We start from the raw sequence: 23,636 nt of genomic DNA on the forward strand, positions 1-23,636 counted from the left end.
TGCCTCTGTGGGAGCGGGCTTGCTCGCGATGGTCGTTAACGATGGCGCGTATCCGCTGAGCCCATGAGGCACCCTGAAGACCATCGCGAGCAAGCCCGCTCCCACGCATTCCCGATTAGTCCTGCAACGACGCGTGCGCCTGTTCCAGGAAGCTCGCATCAGCCCAATCGGTCACGCGGAAGTCGCCTTTGATGTAGCCGTGCTCGCGCAAGAATGACTTTTTCAACTCCAGTGCAGCGAGGTTTTGCGCCGACAGTTGTGGCACAAAATCACGCCCGTGCAGGGCCGCACGCACCAGCGCCGGGTCGCTGTTGAAGGTCACTCGGGTGAACAGTTCAGCGGCAGCGTCGGGGTTGGCGTTGATCCAGCGACCGGCCCGAATCGCGGCGCGCAAGAAGGCCACCACCAGTTCAGGATGCTGGCGGGCGAAGTCAGTGTTAACCGCAGTGGTGTATGGCCCGTTGGAGATTTTCAGGGTCCAGTCGGTGTAGCGCTCCAGGTCTTCGATCACTGTGTATTTGCCTGTCGCCACCAGCGATGCGGCGGTGCTGGCCTGTACCAGAATCGCGTCGACGCGGTCATCGGCCAGGGCCTGAATGTCCACCGGCGGCTGACCACGATGAGCCTTGATTTGCGTCCAGAGTTCAACCGGGCGCTGCGACGGTTGCAGGAAGCTTGGGTCATCGTCGTCGGCCAGATCCACCCACTGCACCTGCTCGGTGCTCAATCCGGCCAGTTCCAGCACCAGCAGCAAACCGTGCTGGGCCGTGGCGCGGGCGAAGTCGATCTTGTCGTCATTCTGGCTTTTGAACAGGCCGATACGCCGTCCGGCCAGATCCTGCACGCGGCGGATCCCCGAACCTGCACGCACCACCACTTGGCCGGCGCGCTGGCTGGCGGTGGTGGCGATCAGCGTGGTGTCGGTCAGATCCGCCTTGGCCCATAGGGTCGGAATCGCCCCGCCATCGCGGAACAGTGGGTTGAACGAGTGACGGTAATGCGGCAGCCAACCGCCATTTTCAGGCAACGAACGCAGGAAGGTGGCCTTGCCGCCAGCGCGCTTGAACTCTTCATCCAGCCAACCCAGCTCCACGGCAATATTGGACGCGACCAACACCGGGCAGATGGTGTAGTAGGCCTCTACCGGGTCAGCGACCAGACGCGGTTTTTCATGCAGTACGGTACTCATTACGACACTCCTTGGGGCAGAGAGGTAGCCTTAGCTACCCAGGGAAATACCTTTGCTGGCCAACAGGCGCTGCCCGTTGCCTCGCAGGATCAACTCGCGCTCGGCCGCCGAAATCGGCGCGGCCAGCACTTGGGCGATACCCGGCGCGATGTCAGGCACCGGGGCATAGTCAGAACCAAACACCAGTTGCTCGGCGCCCAGCACGCGGGTTGCCAGGGCGATGGCCTGGGCTCCTCGGCCAGCGGCGCCGGTGTCGAATAACAAGCGCTGATAACGCGGGCTGTGGCCGACCGCATCGAAGTGGCCGGGCACCTGGCTGAGTTCCACCAGGTTGGCGATGATGCCGGCGCCGCCGAGCATGGCGATTTGCACCGTGACGTCGGGTTAACGGTCCAGCAGGTCGCTGTGGGCCAAGGTGATGGTGGCCGAGGCAAACTGCCAGGCGATGTCCAGCACCCGCCGCGCTTCGATGGCGTCACTGTGCAACAGCACGGGTGGCTGGCCCGGCACCTGCGGGTGGGCGTAACCGGTGTGCAAATAAATATGGCTGCCCAGCTCTTGGGCTTTGGCCAGCAACGGTTCAAAACGGCTAGCGGCGGCCAGGCTGGCAAAGGCGTTAACCGGCAATACCGCACCGATCAGCCCCAGCTCTTCATGGGCGCGCTGCAACTCGCCCACCGACCACTGAATGTCGGAGGTCGACAACGCCGCCACGGCGCTGAGCCGCGTGGGGTACTGGCGCACTACGCCCGCCAGTTCATTGTTGTAGTCGCGCCACAGGCCCAACGATTCGCTGGCAGACAGCGCCGCGTCGATGCCCAAAGTGGTCGGCCAGGACAGCAATTGATGCGCCACCCCGACCTGATCGAAGTGCTCGATGCGCGCGTCCAGATCAAACCAGTGGTTGCCCAGCGCAAACGGTTGGGCCGTGGTGCCAGCCCCGGAGCGGTGCAAATTCGGTGCGCCATCGGCGCCCGGTAAAAGGCGCGGGCTGCTCTGGCGCTCACTCAAAAAGCGCAGCGAGCTGGGTGAAAACCAATGGCTGTGCAGGTCGATCACGCCCTGCACAGGGGCTTGGGTCTGGCTCATGGTTCAGGCCTCTTCAGGTGAAAAGTGATGGGCAATACCGGCCAGCCCCTGATCGAGATCGGCGAGCAAATCGTCTACCGCTTCAAGACCGACATGAATGCGAAACAGCACGCCCGGCACCTGCCACGGCGTGATCGCCCGCTGCGGTGTCTGGCGGCCAATCAAGCTCTCGAACCCGCCCCAGCTGGCGCCCATGGCAAACAGTTGGAGGCTGTCGAGGAAGGCATTGACCGCCTCGTCGGGCAGCGGCTTGAGCACGAACGCAAACAGGCCTGACGAGCCCAAAAAGTCACGCTTCCAGATCTCATGCCCAGGGCTGCTAGGCAGCGCCGGGTGGCGCACTTCAAGCACCTCGCTGCGTTGCTGCAGCCAGTGCGCCACGCGCAGCGCCGACTGTTGATGCTGACGCAGGCGCACGCCCAAAGTGCGCAGACCGCGCAGGCCCAGATACGCATCGTCGGCGCTGGCGATATAACCGAGGTCGCGCACCACTGAACGCACCTGGGCATAGAGCGGCTGGGTGGTCACGATGACGCCGAGCATCGCGTCGGAATGGCCCACCAGGTACTTGGTGGCCGCGTGAATGGAGATATCCACACCATGCTCAAAAGCCCGGAAGAACAGCGGCGTGGCCCAGGTGTTGTCCATCAACACCAGCGCGCCGTGGGCATGGGCGGCCTTGGCGATGGCCGGGATGTCCTGGACTTCAAAGGTGGTGGAACCCGGCGCCTCGACAAACACCACTTTGGTGTTGGGCCGCAGTTGGCCGGCGATGTCGGCGCCCAGCTCAGGGTCGAAATAGGTGGTTTCAATGCCATAGCGCGACAGCACGTCGTCGAAGACTTTGCGCGCATGCCAATAACAATTGTCGGTGACCAGCACGTGGTCACCGGCCTTGGCCACAGCCAGCACTGCGCCGGTAATCGCCGCCAGCCCCGACGGCATGATCAGCCCGCGATAGCCGCCTTCCAGCTCCGCCACCGCATCTTCAAACGCTGCGGTGGTGGGGTTGCCGTTGCGCCCGTAGGCATTGCCACGAAACTCCGGATCGGCCGACTTGCGCCGGAACTCGGCGAGCGCCTGGGTGTTTTCCCAGACGTAAGTCGACACGCGATAAACCGGGGTGTTGACCGTGCCCTCGTGGCTCGCCGGATTACGCCCCAAATGGGTCAGCTGGGTGTCGGCCAGCCAATGACTACGCGATTCTCTTGTGGACATCTTCACAGTACTCGTTCGAGGAAACGTTGGGTTCGGGGGTCGGCGGGGCGGCTGAAAATCAGCTCGGGGTCGCCCTTTTCGACGATTCGCCCGCCATCGGTGAAATACACCGTGTCGGCGATTTCGCGGGCGAAGCGCATCTCGTGGGTGACGATCAGGCAGGTCATGCCGCTGGCGGCAACATCGCGGATGGTGTTGAGCACTTCCTTGACCGTCTCCGGGTCGAGGGCCGCGGTCACTTCGTCAAACATCATCACGTCGGGGCGCATCGCCAGACTGCGGGCAATCGCCACGCGCTGCTGCTGGCCGCCGGACAACTGCCCGGGGAAGGCACCCTGTTTGTTTTCCAGACGCACCTTGGCCAGCAGCTCAATGGCGTACGCCTCGGCCTCTTGCCGGGACTGGCCAAGCACTTGAATCGGCGCCAGGGTGATGTTGTCCAGCACGCTGAGGTGCGGGAACAGGTTGTAGCTTTGAAAGATCATGCCGACGTGGCGGCGCAGGCCGGGCACGTCGAGTTGCGGGTCGTCTACGCGGATCCCGCAGACCTCGATGCGACCGCTGTCCACCGGGGTCAAGGCGTTGAGGGTGCGCAACAGGGTGGACTTGCCCGAGCCGGACGGGCCAATCAGGCAGGCGATTTCCGAGCGCCGAACCGACAGTGAAATGCCCTGCAAAATGGGCTGGTCACCGTAGGATTTGTACACGTCCTCCAACTGGATTTGCAGCGGCTGGCTCATGAGTATAGGCTCCATTTGCGCTCCAGGTACCGTGAGTAACGGGAGATCGGGTAGATATAGATAAAGAAGGCGACGAACACGTAGAGGTAGGCCGGTAGCAGCAGGTCCGGGCGGGTCTGGCCGGTGAGGCGCAGTTGCAGGCTGGTCATCAGCTCTTCTACGCCCATCAAATTGGCCAGCGAGGTGGCCATGGTCACGGCGCAGTACAGGCTCATCCACGGCGGCACCATGCTGCGCAGGGCCTGAGGCAGAATCACCAGGCGCAGGCTTTTGCGCCGGGGCAGCGCCAGCGAGGCGGCGGCTTCCCACTGGGCCACGGGGATCGAACGAATGCCGCCGCGCACGATCTCCGAGACGTAACCGCTGCCCGCCAAACCGAGCCCCAGGGCAGCCTTGAGCCAATCGGGAATCTGCCACCAGCGGTCCAGCGCCTGGAACTCAAACGGCAGCAGGTTCATCACCAAAAACACCACCACCAGCCACGGCGCATTGCGCAGCAATTGAGTCAGCAGCACCGCCACTTGACGCAACCCGCGATGCAGTGAGACCTGCAAGCACCCCAGCAGCGTGCCGAACACCGTCGCTGCCAGCATCGCCACCACGCCCATCAGAATGTTCAGGGCAAAACCGCGGGCCAGCGCGGGTGTCCAGTTCAGCAACAGCGCAATGATGTCGCGATAGGCCCAGGCCACCGCCCCCACGCCAACACCCGCCGCCAGCCACAACACGCCCAGCGCGATAAAGCGCGAGGCGTTGAGCGGTGGGCGGATGCGTTGAGACAACAGAGTCAAAGGGCTCATCGGCTGTGATACCCCGGCAGGCGAAAGCGCGCTTCGATCCGCGACATCAGCAAGGCACAGCCGCCGAGCAGGATGAAGTACATAAGCAGCAACACCTGCATCATCTCGGCGACGTTGAAGTTGTCAGTCCAGATGCGGTTACAGGCGTAGAGCAACTCCGGCACTGCGATGGCGTAGGCCACCGAGGTGGACTTGACCGCCTGCGCCAGGCTGTTGCCCAACGCGGGCAAACTGTTGCGCAGCGCCAGCGGCAAGATCAGGTGGCGAAACAGTTTGCGCCCATGCAAGCCCAGGGCTTGCGCGGCCTCGATGGTCGAGCGCGGCACGGCGTCGATGCTGCCGCGCAGCGCCTCGATCTGGAAGGCGCCCGAGTGCAGCCCGAGCACAATGACTGCCCACTGAAAGTTACCGATCATGCGCACCGTATGGCCGTCGGCGTCCTCGACCATCGGCAACAGCGAACCCAGGCCGAAATAGAAGAAGTACAACTGAGCCAGCAAGGGCGTATTACGAAACAGCTCGACATAGGCGGTGACCGCCTGACGCACTGGCCGCCACGGTGAAGACTTCAACGCCACGCCCAGCACGCCGATCACCAGCGACAGCAGCACGCTGGCAATCGCCAGGCCCAGGGTGAAACCCAGCCCCAACAGAAAACGCTGGGCGTCGGTCGGGTCCCAGAGAATACTCAGGTGAAAGCCCTGGCCCTCAAGCCACGGCCGCACATAGCGTTCAATCACTGGCCAGCACTCCCCTGCGCATAACGGGCGTGCTGCTCGGCCACCCAAGGGTTGGCTTCGATGCCGTATTTTTTCTCAAGCTCAATGATCAGCCCCGAGCGATGCCAGCCTTCGACCACTTTGCCGAGCAAGGCTTGCAGCTCAGGTTGGCCCTTGCGCAGGGCGATGCCCCAAGGGGCGGCATCCTGGCTGGGCAATTTGATTTCATAGTCTTGCCAGTTCGGGTCTTTGGCCAGCTCGCGGTAGAACACGTCATCGGCAAGGGTGCCCAGGCAACGCCCGTCGGCCACCGCTTTGCGCACTTCGGCGTTGCCGGTGTAAGAGGCAAAACGTACGCCGTAGCGCTCCTCGTAAGGGCGCACCCAAACGCTGGCAGGGTTGGAGCACAGCACCTTGCCGCGCAGGTCTTCCCAGTGTTCGAGGCGAGTGGTTTTGGGGGCGAAAACCGTGGCCGCCGAGCTGTAATAACCCGGCTCGACAAAGTCCACTTCCCGGCGACGGCTCGGGGTGTCCAGCAGCGAGGTCACCAACAGTTCACAGCGCCCCTGATTGAGGAACGCCAAGCGGTTGACCGGGGTGACCAACACCAGTTGCAGGCCCAGGTCCTTGCCGGTGGCCTGCTGAAGCTGGTGCTGCAGATCCAGCACCAGGTCGTAGATCAGGCCGCTGTGGTTGCCCTCGGCATCGATGAACTTGAAAGGCGGAAATTCCTCGCCGGTGCAAACACTCAGGCTGCCACGGGACACCGCCCGCTCCAGCAGCACCTCGGCCTGTGCCACGCTCCAGCCGAGCAGTGCCAACAGGCCAAGACTCAGGCGCAGCAGCGTGCGGCGAAAGGATAGAAACTCGAGTACAGCGCGCACATGGTGCATGTTGAGGCCCTCGCTAAAGAAGTGGGTGAAGGTGAGTTGGCGAGGGTTAGCCCGCCGCAAGCTCGGCGGCGTCCAGACGCACGGCCGTGGCATACCCGGCGCGGGCGAGGCGCTCGGCGAGCACTTCCACAGGCTCGGCTTCGCCGATCAGCACCAGCACCTGATGCGTGTCCGCAGGCAGCCTGGCGGGCAAAACCGCGCCCTCGGCGCTGCTCACAGGCACGGCTGGGGGCAACTCTTCTGGCAATTGCACGGCGTGGTCCACCGCGAAAAAGGCCAGCGGTTTGGCCTGGTGAGCCTCGACGACTTGCGCCAGTGACACCTGCTGTACCCCAAGGCTCAGCGGGCCACGGTTGTTCACGTCGTATGCTTCGCTGTCCGGGCCACGAAACACCGGCGCGCCACGGTTTTCTGGGCCGTCGACGCCGATGCCGTAGATGTGCAGGTGAACGGCCAGCTCATCACCGTCGACCTGGATGGTGTGGTAATCGCCTGCGGGCATGTACAGCACATCCCCCGCCACGATCGAGTGCTCGCCGCGCTTGCGCAGTTTGCCTTTGCCCGGCTCCGAGCCATCGTCGATGCGCTCAAACAGCACGTTGTGTTCGTTGCCGGACACCCCGGCAATCAGCGCCCACGACGGGTGCCGATGCGGCGCATTGCTGGCGCGTGCTTTACCCACCAGCACGTACAAGGCGTTGCGCCGGTCGGCGTCTTCGCCCAGACGGTAGAAGCCGCTGGCCAGTTCGCTGCGAAACGGATACTGCTCGGTCGGGAACAATTCGGGCTGTGCGGCGAGATTACGCAACGCCTCGCGGGCGGCGTCTATCTGCTCGGCAGTGTTGTGCCCGGCGCCCAGGCCTGCGGCACGTACAGCGTCGAGAGTGTGGCGAACGGCGGTGGCACGTTGATGAATCAAAGACATTACTCAGGCTCCATGCATCACCGTCCGATCGGCTCGGACGGCGCATTGAAAAGGGGGCGTCAGAACTTCACGTTGAGGTTGGCGTAGTAATAAGCGCCTTCGTATCCACCGGGTGACAGCAGCGAGTAAACGGTCCGGCTGTTGGTGTTCAGCCGCTGTTTGTTGACCTTGTCCGGGAAGCTGTCAAAGATGTTGTTGCCACCCACATCCACCCGTACGTTCTTGGTCACCTGGTAGCTGACGCTGGCGTCGGTCACCCATTGGGCGCCGAACGTCTGGTCGTAACCGGGGCGTGGCGGCTTCTGGGCATCGGCCGATTTGAACTCACCAAAACGTGTTTCCGAGATGCGCAGGCCCCAATCGCCATAGCTGTAATGCGCGGTCAGGTTGAGCTTGGAGCTGGGCGCGGCGTCGGTGATCAGGTACTCCGTCTCGCGGTTGACCAACACCGCGTTGGGGTTGATGGCCAGCAACTGCGAAGGCGTTTGCGGCAGCTTGAGAATCTCGGTGTCGTTCCAGTTGTAACCGCCGCTGAAGGCCAACCGGCCGTATTGCTTGAGGTCGAACACGTAGTTACCCACCACGTCGACGCCCTTGGTCTTGGTGTCCAGGCCGTTGGTGTAGAAGCTCGCCGCGCTCACGTCATAGCCCAGTGGGTTAAGGAAACCGCCCAGGTTGGTCTGGTTCTCGGACAGGGTGACGCGGTCACGCAACTTGATCTGGTAAACATCCACAGTCAGCGATGCATTGGGCAACGGGGTGAACACCGCGCCCAAGGAGAAGTTGGTCGACTTCTCGGGCTTGAGGTCTTGCGCGCCAAGCAGACGCGCAACCGGGTGGTCGACCGGGAAGGTACGGCTGTCGTACATCACGCTACCGTTCCAGGTGCTCTGGGTGTAGGAGTGGCCGATCTGCCCAAGGCTGGGGGCACGGAAACCCGTGTTGGCGGTGGCGCGCAACGCAAACATCGGGTTGAACTCATAGCGCGCCGACACCTTGCCGGTGCGGGTCGAACCGAAGTCGGAATATTTTTCGTAGCGCGCCGCTACGCCCATTTGCAGCTTTTCGGTCAGGTTGTTTTCCAGGCTGACATACAGCGCCTTGACGTTGCGGTCGTAGCTGCCGGCATCCCCGGGCTGGTAGCCGGGGAAGCTCTGCGAGCCGACGCCCGCCCGCACGTCATAACCCGGCGCCGCAGGGCCAAAGCCTGCGTTGGGATTAGGGCCCGGGTCTACGCCTGGACCACGGCGTGGCACGTCGGTGAACTCGTAAGGTCCACGGGCCCAGGACTGGTACTCACCGGCGTTAACGTCATAGTTTTCCTTGCGCCAGGCCGCCCCCGCAGCGAGGGTCACGGGGAAGTCCGTGAGTGACCATTGCAGATCCTTGACGTAGTCGAGGGTCAGGCTGGTCTGGTCGGAGGTATACCCGCCGGCGTGAAAACGGCGCTGGCTGTCGGGGCCGAACGAAGGGTTGATGGAGTTGTTGAGGATGTATTCGATGTCGCTGCGCCCGTAGCTGGCGGCCAAATCGAACTTGCCGATGCCGTCATCGCCAAAGCGCGAACCGAAGGTGGCCTCGTAGTCTTCGCTTTTGAGGTCCAGCCACGGCTGGAAGCCTTCCGGGTACACCGACAGCCAGTTACGGCCTTGCTGGTCATACGGGTAGCGATAGGCGTTTTGCGAATGGCTGATGCGGTGCCCGTAAGTGGCGAAGCCATAGAGCTGCACCTGGTCGGTCACACTGCTTTCGGCGTTGAGCGCCAAATTGTAATCATCCAGCGCGGGCGAACCGGTGGCGTATTCGCGGTTGGCCGTGGCTTCGCGCGGGTCGTTGGCATTCCAGAAGTACACGCTGTCATCGGTCTTGCCGCTGGGGTAGGTGCGCTTCTTGTTGCTCCAGTCGCCGCTCAAGGTGAGGAAACCATCGCCCGGCAAGGTGAAGCCTTTCCAGGTCTCGACGTTTTTGCTGAAGCCATCGCCTTTGGTGAACTTGCCCATCGTCGTGTTGACTTCGCCGCCGCTGTCGCGCTCCTTGAGCACGACGTTGATGACCCCGGCAATCGCGTCCGAACCGTATTGCGCCGACGCACCGTCACGCAGTACTTCGACGCGCTCGATGGCGCTGATCGGGATGGTGTTGAGGTCGGCGGCGTTCGAGCCGCGACCAAAAAACGGTTTGTTGTTCACGAAGGCCGAGACGTGCCGGCGCTTGCCGTTGATCAGCACCAGCGTCTGGTCAGGCGACAACCCGCGCAAGGCGGCAGCCCGGAAGCTCGACAGACCATCCACACCGTTGACCAGCGGGTAGTTGAACGACGGCACCAGCGCTTGCAGCGCTTGGCTCAAGTTGGTGAAGCCGGTTTCCTGAATCGCATTGGCGCTGATGGTGTCGACTGGCGAAGAACTTTGCAGCGCGGTCAGGTCAGTGCGTCGGGTCCCCACCACCACGACCTGATCCAGCTGCGGTGGCACCTGCGCTGCCGAAGGCGCCAGGGCATAAATCACAAAGCTGCCTTGGGCGGTCTGGCGTGCGGCCAGGCCCGAGCCTTCGAGTAACTTGTTCAGCGCTTGCTCCACCGACAGGCTACCCCGCACCGAACGGCCCTGCTTGCCCGCCACCAATGCCTGGGGCGCCAGCACGTTGGTGCCGGTTTGTTCCGCCAGTTGGTTGAGTGCTTGTTGCAGAGGTTGTGCGGGCAGGTCGATGCTCTGCGCCACGGTGACAGCATCACCGGCTTGCGGCGCGGCGTAGGCGACGCTCCCGAACAGAAGACCACCAGACAGAATCGCAGTACTTAACAGCGTTAATTGAGGTTGAAACATTTATGAGCTCCCTGGCCATCATTTGTGGTCCTCGAAACAAATGACGTCCAGGTTTCAAACAGCCTCAGGTTATAAAACAACAATCGATAAGATCATTTTGATCTTTATATATGCCCGTGCTCAGGGCGCTTGCCAACCGCGACGGGCCAACTCGGCAGCGCCTGCGGGCAATGCCTGGGCGCCACCCAGTTGTTCGGCGAGCAGTGCCAGGTGGGCGGCATCTTCCAGGGCGACCAGCAAACGCGCAGCCCCCAGCACGCCCTTTTCACTCCAGGCGAACGGGCCGTGGTTGGCGAGCAAGACCGCTGGCGCGGTGGTGTCGTCGCGCAGCAAATCGATCACCGGCTGCGAGGCGTAACGCGGGCCCCACTCGCTCACCGGGATCTGCTGGTCTTCACGCAGCAGGCCCAACAGACCGGAGCTGTACGGGCGCAACGGGCGGCGGGCAATCGCATGGGCGGTGAGGTACAGCGAGTGGGTGTGGATAACTGACGTGGCCTGTGGGCGCTCGCGCAATATCGCCACGTGCAGCGCTGCGACTTCCTGCAGATTGGCGGACAACGTGCCTTGGTGCGTGCGCAAATCGAAATCCAGCAGGACCGCCGTGCCGGCGTCAGGGCCAGCCAGAGAAGCAATCAACAGCTTCTCTTGATCCCCTACACGCAGGCTGATATTGCCCGCATGGGTCGGCGAAAGGGTTTGCGTATCGATCAGCAATTGGCGTGCTTGGGCGAAGGCTTGCTCAAATTGTTGCAACGCCAGCAAAGGGTCAGAGACAGGCCGGGATTCTTGAAGGGTCATAACGGTTCCTGAAGGTTCAGGGGGGTGAAATTACCCCCCTTGATTCAGGGACGTTTAATCAGCGGATTGCCTCAGGTCGGCTGTGCAAACTCTAATCAAACATAAAATAAGTCATTGATTGTTATGGCCCTGTAGGAGCGAGCTTGCTCGCGATCTTTTGATCTGGCTTTTGACCTAAGAGCCCTCTCCCGAAGGAGAGGGAACCGATTGGGGAATGCTGAAGATACTCGCTGGCCTGTTTGCTGCGCGACAGCGCGGCGTCGAAGACGGGCCGGAGCTGTTAACGGGCGCGGATATCCACACTCTGGTCAGGATTGATGACCAGATTCAGCGCAAACAACTCCGGCAGCAAATGCAGCAGCTCATCGGGCTTGGCCAATGAGAACGACCCACTGATGCGCAACGCCCCCAGCTTGCTGTCATGAATACGAATACGCCCGCTGCGGTAGCGTTGCAGTTCGGTCACCGCTTCGGCCAGGGTCTCGCCAGAAAACACCAGACGCCCGTCACGCCAGCTCACCGCCTGGGTGGCGTCCACATCGCGGATGCCATCGACAAACAATCCATGCCGCGTGCGCAACTGCTGGCCACGGGTGATTTGCAACGAATCGGCTTCGTGGTCCGGCGTCACCCGAACCCGCCCTTCAAGCACAGTGACCTGGTTACCCTCCTGCCACTGACGCACGTTGAACACCGTGCCAAGCACCCGCACCCGGGTGTCCAAAGAGGTGACTTCGAAGGGGATATTGACCTGGTGAGTGACTTCGAACAGCGCCTCACCCTGGACCAGTTGCACCTCTCGCGAGCGCAGCCTGCGCACAAAATCCAGATGGGTATTGGTATTGAGCTGCACCCGGCTGCCGTCGCTGAGAGATACCTCACGGTGCTCGCCCAAACCGGTCACGTATTCGCCCTGGGACAACACCGGATTGACCCACCACAAGGTCAGGCCAACCCCGAGCAGCAACACCAGCGCACTGCTCCATGTAGGCCAGGCCCAGCCACGGCGGGGTGTGCGAACTGCCAATGCCGGGGCTTGCGCAGCAGACGCCGGGGCCAGGTGGCGCGGGTAACGCTGGCGCAAACTGTCGAGTGAGGCATCCAGCGCGATGACGGTTTGCCGCTGGGCTTCATAGCAGCGCCGATTGTCGTCACTCACGGCCACCCACTGCTCTAATTCCAGGCGAGCGTCCGCTTCGCGTTGTGGGTCGCCGCAACGGCTGCGCGCCAGTAAGCGATTAACGTAATCCGAGTCATTTAAAGGCAAGTTCATCGCCTGATTAGAGTGCTAGCAAAGCAGCAATGAAAGACAAGTAACCCACCTCAGCACGCGCATTAATCCATAAACTCCCGGCAAATTTTTAAACCCAGCGCCACATGCTTCTCTACCATGCTAGGCGAAATGCCCATGCTGGCGCCAACCTCGTTGTGCGCCAGACCGTGGATGCGCGAGAGGATAAACGCCTCGCGGCAGCGCGCCGGCATACTGTCGATGGCTTTGGACAATAGCTCCACCCGCTCCTGGCCCAGGGCTATGCGCTCCGGGTCGATGTCGTGGGACAGCGCCGGCAACGACTCGGCATCCACCCGCGACTCCAAAGATTCCATAGGCAAGCGCCGACGATGCCGCGCAAGGTCGATCTTCAAATTACGGGCGATTTGCCGAAGCAACCCCGCAGGTGATCGAACCTCTTGCTCAGCGGGCAACTTGAGCAACCGCTCAACACTGGCCTGCGCAATATCCCCGGCATCCTGGCGAGAGCTGCTGTCACGGTCCATGGATTTATAGAAGTCGGTGTAAATCGGATTTATATTTTTTAAGAGTTTATTGCTCATTAATCACGGCATCGTCAGTGCGATGCGGCTCCTGCTGGAGCAGGCAGAACCGGCCATCGGAAAATGAAAAGTACATATCCGGCGGCCCGGTTTTTATAGCCTAACGAGCATTTTTTTAGATATGAAATAACTGTTTGGCCTAGACGTGTTGATTTAGCTCATAACGCTTCACGCATCCAGCTCAACGTAACTCGACTCCCCGCCCCCGGTCGCACCCGATAACCAGCCCCAGACAAACTCCAGTGTGGTGCGCCCGGCGTGATCCACACCGACCGTGCCCCGCGACCAACCGGCCAGCAACTCGCCCTCTGCGGTCAGGCAGTGGTACAGCAACTCGATGCTGTCGGGGCCGGTAGCGCGACCGACCAAATGCCCCGTGCGGATATGCCCGCCCTGGTAAGTCCCGGTGATCGCATTGCCATCGACGTGGTAGTGAAACACCGTGCTGGCGTCGGATAACCCGCTGGCGTTACTCGCCACGGCGAACCGGCGATTGTTCATGCGTTGGCTGATGTTTTTAAAGGTGCTGTCCATCAATTTTCGAGCTCCTGATTGCCTGCGGTCTGCATAAAGTGGGTCGAAGGGTTTGAACTTAAGAATTGTGTAAAACAACCAAAAAACCGTAGCCATCCCCCAAAAGCGGCTTTGGATTCGGCTTTACAGGCGTCATGCCATAAAATGGCCGGTTGCCGAAGAACCGTCATGACTCTGGCCATGAAGGGCTTCCATCCTTAACAAATAAGTGTGGTCAAGATGAACAAGCCTTTCATTTCGCTGTGCCCTGAAATTACTCGGGCGCACGCGCTGACGTTGATGGATTGGTTGGAGGATGAACGTGTCACCTGCTACCTGAGCGATTCTCGTCATGTTTCGCGCTCCATTGGGCACGCCATTGATCGGACACAACTGCCGATCCTGACTCATCTATTCAACCAGGGCGGCCGGTTCTTCATGGCCTTTGACAGGCATGACGCTCCGGTCGGCTTTGTCCGTCTGATCAAAACCGGCCCGGATTGCGAGATAGTCCTGGTCATCGGAGACAGCGACAAATGGGGCCGCAACCTTGGCGCCCGCACGATCCAGGAAGGCATGAAACTGGCCTTCCTCGACATGCGGGCCAAGAAGCTCATCGCCAAGATCCATCCGGACAACACGCGCTCGCTCAAAGCCTTTGTGCGCAGCGGCTTTGTGCTTGAGAGCGAAACGCCGACATTGAAGTCATTTTCCATGGCGGCGGGACGCTATCTCCAGCTCTTGCGCGAAGGTGCCGTGAGTAACGCCACCAAAATCTTCATTACTGAAATCGACAAGGCCAGGCTCGAACAACTGATCGCGCTCGAACCAGGCCCCGCCGTCGTTGAGCTCGAACATGAGCTTGAGCGTGCCATTGTCGTCAAGCCGCAGCAGGTGCCATCCAATGTCGTCACGATGAACTCCAGAGCCTTGCTGCAGTTGGACGACGAAGAGATCGAAGTGGCCTTGGTCTACCCCGAAGACGCCGACAGCAGCAGCGGAAAACATTCTGTTTATTCCGACATCGGTGCCGCCATCCTGGGTTATCAGGAAGGGGACGCCATTGACTGGCGAATATCTGACAGGACCCGCCGGATAGAAATCAGGAAAGTGCTTTACCAGCCGGAGGCTGCGGGTCACTTCCACCTTTAAGTGGGGCTTTTACTGCGTGTTGATCCAACAGGCGCGAAGGTTTTCGCACGCTTTGGGCCTGGCTGGCTCGTGGAAGTTTCAATGCTCAACATTCAACCCGCTGGGTGCGGGTTGAATGTGTTCACCCAATGCCGTGGAAATACTTATTCCACCGTCACCGATTTAGCCAAGTTGCGCGGCTGGTCCACGTCGGTGCCTTTAAGCACGGCCACGTAGTAAGACAGCAGTTGCAGCGGGATGGTGTAGAGGATCGGCGCCAGCACGTCGTGGATGTGCGGCATGTTGATCACGTGGGTGCCTTCGCCGTTGCTCATGCCGGCTTGTTGGTCAGCAAACACCACCAACTCACCACCACGGGCGCGAACTTCTTGCAGGTTGGATTTCAATTTTTCCAACAGTTCGTTGTTCGGCGCAACGGTGACCACCGGCATGTCGTTGTCCACCAGTGCCAACGGGCCATGTTTCAGTTCGCCCGCCGGGTACGCTTCAGCGTGGATGTACGAGATTTCTTTGAGCTTGAGCGCGCCTTCCATTGCCACCGGGTACTGCGCACCGCGGCCCAGGAACAGGGTGTGGTGTTTGTCGGCGAACAGTTCAGCGACTTTCTCAACGGTGGCGTCCATCGCCAGGGCTTCACCCAGGCGGGTCGGCAGGCGGCGCAGTTCTTCAACCAGTTGCGCTTCAACACCAGCTTCGAGGGTGCCGCGCACTTGGCCCAGGGACAAGGTGAGCAGCAGCAGGCCGACCAATTGGGTGGTGAAGGCTTTGGTCGATGCCACGCCAATTTCACGACCGGCTTGGGTCAGCAGGGTCAGGTCAGATTCACGAACCAGCGAGCTGATGCCGACGTTGCAAATGGCCAGGCTGCCAAGGAAGCCCAGCTCTTTGGCGTTGCGCAGTGCTGCCAGGGTGTCAGCGGTTTCGCCCGATTGTGAGATCGACACGAACAGGGTGTCTGGCTGAACCACCACTTTGCGGTAGCGGAACTCGCTCGCCACTTCGACCTGGCACGGGATGCCGGCCAGGCTTTCCAGCCAGTAACGGGCAACCATACCGGCGTGGTAGCTGGTACCGCAGGCCACGATCTGAACGTTGCGCACTTTGGCGAACAGTTCTTTGGCGTTTTGGCCAAAGGCCTGAACCAGAACGTGGTCCTGACCCAGACGGTTTTCCAGGGTGCGCTGGACAACACTTGGCTGCTCGTGAATTTCTTTGAGCATGTAGTGACGGAACTCGCCCTTATCGGCCGCTTCGGCACCGTCGCGGTATTGCACGGTTTCACGCTGAACGGTCTGGCCGTCCACATCCCAGATTTGCACGCTGTCACGACGGATTTCAGCGATGTCGCCTTCTTCCAGGTACATGAAACGGTCAGTCACTTGGCGCAGGGCCAATTGGTCGGACGCGAGGAAGTTTTCGCCCAGGCCCAGACCAATCACCAGCGGGCTACCACTGCGGGCAGCAACCAGGCGATCAGGTTGTTTGGCGTTGATCACGGCCAGGCCGTATGCACCGTGCAACTCTTTAACCGTGGCCTTCAGGGCTTCGGTCAGATCGCTTTGTTCTTTGAGTTTGTGTTGCAGCAGGTGGGCGATGACTTCGGTATCGGTGTCCGAGGTGAACACGTAACCCAGGCCTTTAAGCTGTTCGCGCAGGGCTTCGTGGTTTTCGATAATGCCGTTGTGCACAACGGCCAGATCCGAGCCCGAAAAATGCGGGTGCGCATTGCGCTCGCACGGCGCACCGTGGGTGGCCCAACGGGTGTGGGCGATGCCCAGACGGCCCACCAGCGGTTCACCGGCCAGGGCTTGTTCCAGTTCAGACACCTTGCCGTTACGGCGCGTGCGCTCCAGCGTACCGTTGTTGGTAAACACGGCAACACCGGCGCTGTCATAGCCACGGTACTCAAGACGTTTCAGGCCTTCGAGCAGAATGGCCGTGATATTACGTTCGGCGACTGCGCCAACGATTCCACACATAAATTTCTCCTAATCGAGGGCGGCGCATAACAGTGTTATACCCCGGGCCTGAATCTGTTCGCGCGCCTCTTTAGGCAGGCGATCATCTGTAATAAGGGTATGGACGCTGCCCCAGGGCAGTTCCAGGTTGGGTATTTTGCGGCCGATCTTGTCGGACTCGACCATCACAATCACTTCACGCGCGACATCGGCCATGACCCGGCTCAGACCCAACAACTCGTTAAAAGTTGTTGTTCCACGCTGCAGGTCGATCCCGTCAGCACCGATAAACAATTGGTCGAAGTCGTAAGAGCGCAGCACCTGCTCCGCCACCTGTCCCTGAAAGGACTCGGAGTGCGGATCCCACGTGCCACCGGTCATCAACAGCACAGGTTCGTGCTCAAGTTCACTGAGCGCGTTGGCCACGTGCAAGGAGTTGGTCATCACCACCAGGCCCGGTTGCAGGCCCAGTTGCGGAATCATCGACGCCGTGGTGCTGCCGCTGTCGATGATGATCCGCGCGTGTTCTTTAATCAGGCCGACGGCCACAAGGGCGATGGCTTGCTTATAGAGGGAAACAGGCTGAGGGACGTCACTCACGAGTTCTTGCGGCATGGTGATGGCGCCGCCATAACGACGCAGTAACAAGCCATTACTTTCGAGTGCCGCCAGATCCTTACGAATGGTGACCTCGGAGGTTTCGAAGCGCTTGGCCAATTCATCCACACTGACTTCGCCCTGCTCGGTGAGCAAGGCCATGATGTTGTGTCTGCGTTGGGGGGTGTTGCGCTTCGACATGTTGGCTCTAAGTTTCGGTTCGAAAGATAACGAAAGCAATGAAACCCGATCTCGAAATTCACGTCAAGAATTTGTTGCAGATTATTTTGTGAATAACTCACTTTTGTCCCCTGCGGGCGGGGGTTTGGCGGGCAATAAAGAGCAGATAAAACAAAGCCTTATCCACAGGTGATGGATAAGTCTTTGGGTAAGTCATTGATTTAAAACAGTTATACGATGACTTAAATTTGTAACAAAACAATCAATTCGAGCTGTGGATAACTGTTCTGTAGGAGGAGCCGAAGGCTGTGATCTTTTGATGGGTCAAAAGATCGCGAGGCAAGCTCGCTCCTACAGTGGGGAGTTAACTTACGACTTCGATTGTTTCACCGGGCGTTTCCAGCCATCGATGTTGCGCTGGCGGGCACGGCCCACGGCCAATTGCTCGGCTTCAACATTTTGGTTGATGGTCGAACCGGCCGCGGTGGTGGCGCCATCAGAGATATCCACAGGCGCTACCAGCGAGTTGTTGGAACCGATGAACACATCAGCCCCCAACACGGTTTTCCACTTGTTGGCACCGTCGTAGTTACAGGTGATGGTACCGGCCCCGATGTTGGTGCGCGGGCCTACTTCGGCATCGCCCAAATAGGTCAGGTGGCCGCACTTGGCTTCTTCACCCAGGTGGGTGTTTTTCAACTCAACAAAGTTACCCACATGGGCGCGGGCGTCGAGCACGCTGCCCGGACGCAAGCGCGCGAAAGGACCCGCATCGCTGCCCTCGCCCAGTACCGCACCGTCAAGGTGGCTGTTGGCTTTGACCACCGCACCTTTGCGCAAGGTGCTGTCTTTGATCACGCAGTTCGGACCAATCACCACGTCATCTTCGATCACCACGCGACCTTCAAGAATCACGTTGATGTCGATCAGCACGTCGCGACCGACGGTCACTTCACCGCGCACATCAAAACGGGCCGGGTCACGCAGGGTTACACCCAGTGCCATCAGTCGACGGCCTTCACGCAACTGGTAATGACGTTCCAGCTCGCTGAGCTGTTTACGGTCATTGGCGCCCTGCACTTCCATCGGGTCATGGGCATGTTCAGTGGCCACTACCAAGCCATCACTCACCGCCATGGCAATGACGTCAGTCAGGTAATACTCGCCCTGAGCATTGTTGTTCGACAGACGGCTCATCCAGTCAGCCAGGCGAGCGGTCGGCAAAGCCAGAATGCCGGTATTGCCTTCGGTGATGGCTCGTTGCTCATCGGTGGCATCTTTATGCTCAACGATGGCGCTGACCTTGCCGGTGGCATCACGCACGATACGGCCATAGCCCGTCGGGTCAGCCAGGTTCACGGTCAGCAGGCCCAGTTGCTCCGGGCTCACTTGCTTGAGCAGGCGCTGCAAGGTGTCGACTTCGATCAACGGTACATCGCCGTACAGCACCAGCACATTTTCGGCGGTCAAAAATGGCAAGGCTTGCGCCACGGCGTGGCCGGTACCCAGTTGCTTGTCTTGCAGCACAAAGTTCAGGTCATCAGCAGCCAAACGCTCGCGGACCAATTCGGCACCATGGCCGATAACCACGTGAATACCGGTCGGCTTAAGTTGGCGGGCGCTGTGGATAACATGCCCAAGCATGGAGTTGCCGGCCACCGGGTGAAGGACCTTGGGCAGGGACGAACGCATGCGGGTGCCCTGGCCTGCGGCGAGAATAACGATATCGAGAGACATGACTGGCTACCAATCCTGGGTGGTCAGCGAATGCGACCAAAAGTAGTTCGCGGAAATGAAAAAAGGGTAGCCGAGGCTACCCTTTTTAATCAATCACACAATCAGCAACGGCTTAACCGCCGAACTTCTTGCGGATTTGCTGGACGGTGCGCAGCTGAGCTGCAGCCTCGGCCAGACGTGCGGCAGCAGATCCGTAATCGAAATCTGCGCCTTTTTCGTTCAGGGCCTTCTCGGCAGCCTTAACGGCTTCCTGAGCAGAGGCTTCATCCAGGTCGGCAGCACGTTGCACGGTGTCGGCAAGCACCTTGACCATGTTCGGCTGAACCTCGAGGAAACCACCAGAGATGTAAAACACCTCGGCTTCGCCACCCTGTTTGATCAGGCGGATCGGACCTGGGTTCAGACTGGTGATCAGCGGAGCGTGACCCAGAGCGATACCAAGATCACCCAGTGCACCGTGCGCAATCACCATCTCAACCAGACCGGAAAAGATTTCTCCTTCCGCGCTGACGATATCGCAATGGACTGTCATATTAGCCATCTGATTGCCTCAACCTGATTAGCGCCCGTTTCCGGGCGCCCGAATTACAGTTTCTTGGCTTTCTCGATCGCTTCTTCGATGCCGCCAACCATGTAGAACGCTTGTTCTGGCAGGTGGTCGTAGTCACCGTTGAGGATGCCTTTGAAGCCAGCAATGGTGTCTTTCAGGGAAACGTATTTACCCGAAGCACCGGTGAAGACTTCAGCCACGAAGAACGGCTGCGACAAGAAGCGCTGGATCTTACGAGCACGGTTTACCAACTGCTTGTCGGCTTCCGACAGCTCGTCCATACCCAGGATCGCAATGATGTCCTTCAGTTCTTTGTAACGCTGCAGCACGTACTGAACGCCGCGAGCGGTGTCGTAGTGCTCCTGGCCGATCACGTTCGGGTCCAGCTGGCGCGAAGTCGAGTCGAGTGGATCGACCGCTGGGTAGATACCCAGGGAAGCGATGTCACGGGACAGTACGACGGTGGCGTCCAAGTGGGCGAAGGTGGTCGCTGGCGACGGGTCGGTCAAGTCATCCGCAGGTACGTATACCGCTTGGATCGAAGTGATCGAACCTTCCTTGGTCGAAGTGATACGTTCTTGCAGAACGCCCATCTCTTCAGCCAGGGTCGGCTGGTAACCTACTGCCGAAGGCATACGGCCCAGCAGTGCGGATACTTCAGTACCGGCCAGTGTGTAACGGTAGATGTTGTCGACGAACAACAGAACGTCGTTACCTTCGTCACGGAACTTCTCAGCCATGGTCAGGCCAGTCAGTGCTACGCGCAGACGGTTACCCGGCGGCTCGTTCATCTGACCGTAAACCAGCGCTACTTTGTCCAGTACGTTGGAATCCTTCATCTCGTGGTAGAAGTCGTTACCCTCACGAGTACGCTCACCCACACCGGCGAACACGGAATAACCGCTGTGCTCGATGGCGATGTTACGGATCAGTTCCATCATGTTTACGGTTTTGCCTACACCGGCACCACCGAACAGACCGACTTTACCGCCTTTGGCGAACGGGCAAACCAGGTCGATAACCTTGATGCCTGTTTCCAGCAGATCGTTGCCGCCAGCTTGCTCGGCGAACGAAGGTGCTGGACGGTGAATGCCCCAACGCTCTTCGGTGTCGATCGGGCCAGCTTCGTCAATCGGGTTACCCAGTACGTCCATGATCCGGCCCAGGGTCGCTTTACCGACCGGTACGGAGATGGCTGCGCCAGTGTCGACTACGTCCAGACCGCGCTTCAAGCCTTCGGTGGAACCCATCGCAATGGTACGAACTACGCCGTCGCCCAGCTGCTGCTGAACTTCCAGAGTAGTTTCCGCGCCTTGTACTTTCAGCGCGTTGTAGATGCTCGGTACGCTGTCGCGTGGAAATTCCACGTCGATAACGGCGCCGATGATTTGAACGATACGTCCGCTACTCATAGCTGGATCCTCTGAATATTTGAACCGTTAAACCGCGGCAGCGCCGCCGACGATTTCCGAGATCTCTTGGGTGATCGCAGCCTGACGCGCCTTGTTGTAGACCAGCTGCAAATCGCTGATCAGATCACCGGCGTTATCGGTAGCGTTTTTCATCGCGATCATCCGCGCCGCTTGTTCAGCTGCGTTGTTCTCGACCACCGCCTGGTACACCTGCGACTCCACGTAACGCACCATCAAGCCGTCAAGCAGCTCTTTGGCGTCTGGTTCGTAGAGGTAGTCCCAGTGGTGCTTGAGTTCCTGATCCGGGGTCGCCACCAGTGGAATCAATTGCTCCACGGTTGGCTGCTGGGTCATGGTGTTGATGAACTTGTTGGATACCACGGACAGGCGGTCAATCCGGCCTTCCAGGTACGCATCCAGCATCACCTTCACACTGCCGATCAGATCATTGATCGACGGCTCTTCACCCAGGTGGCTGATAGCTGCAACGACGTTACCGCCGAAGTTACGGAAAAAGGCCGCACCCTTGCTACCAACAACACACAGATCAATCTCGACGCCGTTATCGCGGTTTACCGCCATGTCCTTGACCAGGGCCTTGAACAGGTTGGTATTCAAACCACCGCACAAACCACGGTCACTGCTCACAACCACATAACCCACACGCTTAACTGCGCGGTCGATCATGAACGGGTGGCGGTATTCCGGGTTGGCGTTGGCCAAATGCCCAATAACCTGGCGGATGCGCTCCGCATAAGGACGGCTAGCAGCCATGCGCATTTGTGCCTTGCGCATTTTGCTGACCGCCACTTTTTCCATGGCGCTGGTAATTTTTTGCGTGCTTTTGATGCTCGCAATCTTACTGCGAATCTCTTTTGCGCCTGCCATGTAACACCTATCAGGTTAGCAAGCGGGAGCCTTGCGGCTCCCGCTGCGGCTTACCAGGTTTGGGTGGCCTTGAACTTCTCGATACCGGCTTTCAGGCCAGCGTCGATTTCGTCATTGAAGTCACCCTTCACGTTGATCTTGGCCAACAAGTCGGCATGATCGCGGTTGAAGTAAGCAATCAGCGCTTGTTCAAAGCTGCCGACCTTGGCGATTTCGACGTCAGTCAGGAACCCACGCTCAGCGGCATACAGCGACAACGCCATGTCAGCGATCGACATTGGGGCGTATTGCTTCTGCTTCATCAGCTCGGTAACGCGCTGACCATGCTCAAGTTGCTTACGGGTCGCTTCGTCCAGGTCAGAAGCGAACTGGGCGAATGCGGCCAGTTCACGGTACTGAGCCAGAGCGGTACGGATACCACCGGAGAGCTTCTTGATGATCTTGGTCTGAGCGGCACCACCCACACGGGATACCGAAACACCGGCGTTCACTGCAGGGCGGATGCCCGAGTTGAACATGGCCGATTCCAGGAAGATCTGACCGTCGGTGATGGAAATCACGTTGGTCGGAACGAACGCGGAAACGTCGCCAGCTTGAGTTTCGATGATCGGCAATGCGGTCAGGGAACCGGTTTTGCCGGTCACTGCGCCATTGGTGAACTTCTCTACGTAATCTTCCGAAACGCGCGATGCGCGCTCCAGCAGACGGGAGTGGAGATAGAACACGTCGCCTGGGTAAGCTTCACGGCCTGGTGGACGGCGCAGCAGCAGGGAAATCTGGCGGTAAGCCACTGCTTGCTTGGACAGATCGTCATAAACGATCAGCGCGTCTTCACCGCGGTCGCGGAAGAACTCACCCATGGTGCAACCGGCGTAAGGAGCCAGGTATTGCAGCGCAGGCGATTCAGAAGCACTGGCAGCCACGATGATCGTGTTTTTCAGTGCGCCGTTTTCTTCCAGCTTGCGAACCACGTTAGCGATGGTCGATTGCTTCTGACCGATGGCTACGTAGACGCAGAAAATGCCGCTGTCTTTCTGGTTGATGATCGCGTCGATCGCCAGAGCGGTTTTACCGATCTGACGGTCACCGATGATCAGCTCACGCTGGCCACGGCCGACAGGGATCATGGCATCGACAGCCTTGTAGCCAGTCTGTACAGGCTGGTCTACCGACTTACGCCAGATCACGCCTGGAGCAACTTTCTCGACCGCGTCGGTCTCGGTGTTGCCCAGAGGACCTTTGCCGTCAACTGGGTTACCCAGTGCGTCGACTACGCGACCCAGCAGTTCCTTACCAACAGGAACTTCCAGGATGCGGCCGGTGCACTTGGCGCTCATGCCTTCAGCCAGAGACTGGTAAGCGCCCAAAATTACGGCACCTACGGAGTCTTGCTCCAGGTTGAGGGCCATACCGAAGACGCCGCCCGGAAACTCGATCATCTCGCCGGACATTACGTCGGCCAGACCGTGAATCCGCACGATACCGTCAGATACGCTGACGACAGTGCCTTCGTTACGGGCTTGGGAGGTCACATCGAGCTTGTCGATGCGGCCCTTGATAATTTCACTTATTTCGGAAGGATTGAGTTGCTGCATTGCTCTGCTGCCCCTTCAA

At 59.7% G+C, this 23,636-nt stretch carries 22 protein-coding genes; 1 reads left to right on the forward strand and 21 read right to left on the reverse strand.

Translation table 11 applies throughout. The features are described from left to right. Window positions 1-115 precede the first annotated feature (115 nt). The 14 genes from AAEZ03_RS09040 to AAEZ03_RS09105 form a co-directional block, all read right to left on the reverse strand. The gene (locus AAEZ03_RS09040; protein ID WP_153334500.1) at window positions 116-1,189 is read right to left on the reverse strand and encodes an ABC transporter substrate-binding protein; all 1,074 of its coding nucleotides are present in this window, start codon (window positions 1,187-1,189) and stop codon (window positions 116-118) included. Window positions 1,190-1,219: 30 nt separating this feature from the next. Then, on the reverse strand, window positions 1,220-1,549 hold the full coding sequence (locus AAEZ03_RS09045) for an amidohydrolase family protein (protein ID WP_350577883.1): 330 nt from the start codon (window positions 1,547-1,549) through the stop codon (window positions 1,220-1,222). 24 nt (window positions 1,550-1,573) lie between these two features. Then, window positions 1,574-2,278, reverse strand: coding sequence for an amidohydrolase family protein (locus AAEZ03_RS09050; RefSeq protein WP_350577886.1), 705 nt, complete (start codon window positions 2,276-2,278; stop codon window positions 1,574-1,576). Between the two features lie 3 nt (window positions 2,279-2,281). Then, a complete protein-coding gene (gene metC / locus AAEZ03_RS09055; protein ID WP_350577889.1) occupies window positions 2,282-3,496 on the reverse strand; it encodes a cystathionine beta-lyase in 1,215 nt (404 codons plus the stop codon). Between the two features lie 2 nt (window positions 3,497-3,498). Beyond that, on the reverse strand, window positions 3,499-4,236 hold the full coding sequence (locus AAEZ03_RS09060; RefSeq protein ID WP_153328756.1) for an amino acid ABC transporter ATP-binding protein: 738 nt from the start codon (window positions 4,234-4,236) through the stop codon (window positions 3,499-3,501). Then, window positions 4,233-5,036 (reverse strand): amino acid ABC transporter permease, encoded by an 804-nt coding sequence (locus AAEZ03_RS09065; protein WP_153390795.1) that lies wholly within the window; start codon window positions 5,034-5,036, stop codon window positions 4,233-4,235. Before AAEZ03_RS09065 ends, AAEZ03_RS09060 begins: the two co-directional genes overlap by 4 nt. After that, a complete protein-coding gene (locus tag AAEZ03_RS09070) occupies window positions 5,033-5,776 on the reverse strand; it encodes an amino acid ABC transporter permease (protein WP_350577893.1) in 744 nt (247 codons plus the stop codon). Before AAEZ03_RS09070 ends, AAEZ03_RS09065 begins: the two co-directional genes overlap by 4 nt. Beyond that, window positions 5,773-6,648, reverse strand: a complete 876-nt coding sequence (locus AAEZ03_RS09075) for a transporter substrate-binding domain-containing protein (protein ID WP_350577895.1) — start codon at window positions 6,646-6,648, stop codon at window positions 5,773-5,775. Before AAEZ03_RS09075 ends, AAEZ03_RS09070 begins: the two co-directional genes overlap by 4 nt. 46 nt (window positions 6,649-6,694) lie before the next feature. Next, window positions 6,695-7,573, reverse strand: coding sequence for a hypothetical protein (locus AAEZ03_RS09080; protein WP_350577898.1), 879 nt, complete (start codon window positions 7,571-7,573; stop codon window positions 6,695-6,697). A gap of 59 nt (window positions 7,574-7,632) precedes the next feature. Next, window positions 7,633-10,398, reverse strand: a complete 2,766-nt coding sequence (locus tag AAEZ03_RS09085; RefSeq protein ID WP_350577901.1) for a TonB-dependent receptor domain-containing protein — start codon at window positions 10,396-10,398, stop codon at window positions 7,633-7,635. 120 nt (window positions 10,399-10,518) lie between these two features. Continuing rightward, the gene (locus AAEZ03_RS09090) at window positions 10,519-11,199 is read right to left on the reverse strand and encodes a class II aldolase/adducin family protein (RefSeq protein ID WP_048388213.1); all 681 of its coding nucleotides are present in this window, start codon (window positions 11,197-11,199) and stop codon (window positions 10,519-10,521) included. 280 nt (window positions 11,200-11,479) lie between these two features. Next, window positions 11,480-12,466: a FecR family protein gene (locus AAEZ03_RS09095; protein WP_178118210.1), complete on the reverse strand. Its 987-nt coding sequence runs from the start codon at window positions 12,464-12,466 to the stop codon at window positions 11,480-11,482. Window positions 12,467-12,534: 68 nt separating this feature from the next. Then, complete coding sequence (locus tag AAEZ03_RS09100) at window positions 12,535-13,035, reverse strand: RNA polymerase sigma factor (protein WP_053225304.1); 501 nt, start codon at window positions 13,033-13,035, stop codon at window positions 12,535-12,537. A 168-nt stretch (window positions 13,036-13,203) separates the two neighbouring features. Further along, on the reverse strand, window positions 13,204-13,569 hold the full coding sequence (locus AAEZ03_RS09105; protein WP_153334512.1) for an avidin-fold protein: 366 nt from the start codon (window positions 13,567-13,569) through the stop codon (window positions 13,204-13,206). 219 nt (window positions 13,570-13,788) lie between these two features. On the opposite strand from AAEZ03_RS09105, the gene AAEZ03_RS09110 reads away from it, so the two are divergent. After that, window positions 13,789-14,700: a bifunctional GNAT family N-acetyltransferase/nucleoside diphosphate kinase regulator gene (locus tag AAEZ03_RS09110; RefSeq protein WP_262124129.1), complete on the forward strand. Its 912-nt coding sequence runs from the start codon at window positions 13,789-13,791 to the stop codon at window positions 14,698-14,700. A 143-nt stretch (window positions 14,701-14,843) separates the two neighbouring features. Here AAEZ03_RS09110 and glmS read toward each other — a convergent pair whose 3' ends face one another. The 7 genes from glmS to atpA form a co-directional block, all read right to left on the reverse strand. After that, window positions 14,844-16,679 carry a glutamine--fructose-6-phosphate transaminase (isomerizing) gene (glmS, locus tag AAEZ03_RS09115; protein ID WP_350577908.1) on the reverse strand — a complete coding sequence of 612 codons (1,836 nt, stop codon included), beginning with the start codon at window positions 16,677-16,679 and terminating at the stop codon, window positions 14,844-14,846. Between the two features lie 9 nt (window positions 16,680-16,688). Beyond that, window positions 16,689-17,456 (reverse strand): DeoR/GlpR family DNA-binding transcription regulator, encoded by a 768-nt coding sequence (locus AAEZ03_RS09120; RefSeq protein ID WP_350577911.1) that lies wholly within the window; start codon window positions 17,454-17,456, stop codon window positions 16,689-16,691. Window positions 17,457-17,804: 348 nt separating this feature from the next. After that, complete coding sequence (gene glmU / locus AAEZ03_RS09125) at window positions 17,805-19,172, reverse strand: bifunctional UDP-N-acetylglucosamine diphosphorylase/glucosamine-1-phosphate N-acetyltransferase GlmU (RefSeq protein WP_350577914.1); 1,368 nt, start codon at window positions 19,170-19,172, stop codon at window positions 17,805-17,807. Between the two features lie 112 nt (window positions 19,173-19,284). Next, entirely contained in the window at window positions 19,285-19,704 is a 420-nt protein-coding gene (locus AAEZ03_RS09130; protein WP_371924508.1) for a F0F1 ATP synthase subunit epsilon, read from the reverse strand. A 53-nt stretch (window positions 19,705-19,757) separates the two neighbouring features. Next, window positions 19,758-21,134, reverse strand: coding sequence for a F0F1 ATP synthase subunit beta (gene atpD, locus AAEZ03_RS09135; protein ID WP_017135118.1), 1,377 nt, complete (start codon window positions 21,132-21,134; stop codon window positions 19,758-19,760). 27 nt (window positions 21,135-21,161) lie between these two features. After that, window positions 21,162-22,022, reverse strand: a complete 861-nt coding sequence (gene atpG / locus AAEZ03_RS09140) for a F0F1 ATP synthase subunit gamma (RefSeq protein ID WP_048373555.1) — start codon at window positions 22,020-22,022, stop codon at window positions 21,162-21,164. Window positions 22,023-22,072: 50 nt separating this feature from the next. Continuing rightward, a complete protein-coding gene (atpA, locus tag AAEZ03_RS09145) occupies window positions 22,073-23,617 on the reverse strand; it encodes a F0F1 ATP synthase subunit alpha (protein WP_048373556.1) in 1,545 nt (514 codons plus the stop codon). Between the last annotated feature and the right edge of the window lie 19 nt (window positions 23,618-23,636).

This window comes from Pseudomonas sp. HY2-MNA-CIBAN-0224, from assembly GCF_040310285.1.
In the GTDB taxonomy this organism is placed as follows: domain Bacteria; phylum Pseudomonadota; class Gammaproteobacteria; order Pseudomonadales; family Pseudomonadaceae; genus Aquipseudomonas; species Aquipseudomonas helleri.